Genomic DNA, 1,695 nt, shown 5'->3' on the forward strand with positions numbered 1-1,695 from the left:
ACCGTGATTGAAACTTGGCTGTATCTGGCTAACGAATTGAACAAATAAGTTCGATGAGACAAAAATCCCCTGCCCGTCTATCTCGGCAGGGGATTTTTATTGCCTTATTCAATGCCGTCTGAAAGAACTTTCACGTTCTTTTACCTTTTTAAAAAAGTCATTTTACATCAAAAAGATATAAAAAGATTCTGCCATACCCACAAATTCTCAATGGTACTATATTGCCTTTCCGCATTTTATCCCATGCCTTTTGAGTGAACCTTTTTTCACTCTTCCTATCTATCATACACAGCATAACGATACATTTAGAAACAACCCATGAATACAAATTTTATTTCCACCTTTCAGACGGCCTTGAAACGTCTAGCACTCATCAGCACCATTGCCGTATTAGCAGCCTGCGCCGGCAACAATACCTCTTCCAACCGCGCCGTACCTGACGGCTACTACAAAGTCCGCCCTGGCGATACCCTGACCCAAATCGCCAAACGCTACGGACAAAACGTCAATACACTGGTTGCATGGAACAACCTTCCCAACGCCTCACAAATCGAAGTCGGCCAAGTATTGCGCGTCCGCCGTCATGTTGCCCCACGCAGCACTGCAACACAGCAACGCCAAACCACTGCCGTTACCCCAATCAACCGATTGAACCTGCAATGGCCGACCGATAACGCTTCATCCTCCATTATCCAACGCTACAACGGCACAACCAGCAAAGGCATAGATATTGCAGGCACACAAGGCCAACAAATCCGTTCCGCTGCAGCCGGTACCGTTATCTACGTTGGCGAAGAAGTCCGCGGTTACGGTAAGCTAATTTTGATCAGCCACAATGACTACACCATTACCGCCTACGCCCATAACGACACGCTTTTGGTACAAAAAGATCAAAAAGTCCAAGCAGGTCAAGTTATCGCCACCATGGGCAGCAGCGATTCAGACAGCGTCAAGCTGCATTTTGAAGTTCGTCTCAACGGCAAAGCAGTCGATCCCCTGCCTTATTTGACTAGAACAAATTAATACCTTAATCAAAAGGCCGTCTGAAATAACTTTATTTCAGACGGCCTTTTGATTTGTCTTACCATAACACCCATCTCAACAAAGCATTGACCAACTTAACTTATGTTGATTGAGTGAAAACACCGTTATACAATAACAACTCTTTTTAACATTCTATTTTAGGTGCCCTACTATGTCTCCTAACCGCATCCTTGCAACCGCATTCTTGTTTGCTTCTGCATTTGCCAGCGCAGATGTCCATATTGATGAAAGCATCCCTTACCGTCATGCAGAAGAAATCGATACCCGTATCGTTTCCGAGTGTTTACAAATTGGCAACGTCATGTCCAAATCTTTGCAAGAAACTGCAGCCAAAAGTGATGTAACTATTGTCCGTGACGGTAAAAAACAAGGCACATACGCAGATATCTCCATTACTTCCGCCATGAGCGCAGGCGTAGCCTTTGTCGGCCACGCCAAAAGTATTACAGCCGTTGCCACTTTGTATGGTGATGGCGAAGAAGTCAATAAAAAAACCTTTACCCGCAATTCTTCCGGCGGCATGCTCGGTGTTTATAAAAGCTCTTGTGCAGTCTTAAATCGCACTTCTAAAGTCTTGGGTTCAGATATTGCCCAATGGGTGGTTCGCGAACAAAAAAATGCTCAAGACAAATAAAACCCCAATTTGATAAA

Annotated in this window: 2 protein-coding genes; both read left to right on the plus strand. The window is 44.5% G+C overall.

What is annotated here, in order from left to right:
- The first annotated feature begins 318 nt into the window (after positions 1 to 318).
- The gene (locus ACTHS3_RS12455) at positions 319 to 1,023 is read left to right on the plus strand and encodes a peptidoglycan DD-metalloendopeptidase family protein (RefSeq protein WP_070607523.1); all 705 of its coding nucleotides are present in this window, start codon (positions 319 to 321) and stop codon (positions 1,021 to 1,023) included.
- A gap of 172 nt (positions 1,024 to 1,195) precedes the next feature.
- The gene (locus ACTHS3_RS12460; protein WP_440368074.1) at positions 1,196 to 1,678 is read left to right on the plus strand and encodes a hypothetical protein; all 483 of its coding nucleotides are present in this window, start codon (positions 1,196 to 1,198) and stop codon (positions 1,676 to 1,678) included.
- Positions 1,679 to 1,695: the final 17 nt, after the last annotated feature.

This window comes from Neisseria sp. P0009.S007 (assembly GCF_051962515.1).

Bases quoted from the DNA above. Each gene is read 5' to 3' on its own strand.
- ACTHS3_RS12455 (WP_070607523.1), top strand. From the start codon at position 319: ATGAATACAAATTTTATTTCCACCTTTCAGACGGCCTTGAAACGTCTA.
- ACTHS3_RS12460 (WP_440368074.1), top strand. From the start codon at position 1,196: ATGTCTCCTAACCGCATCCTTGCAACCGCATTCTTGTTTGCTTCTGCA.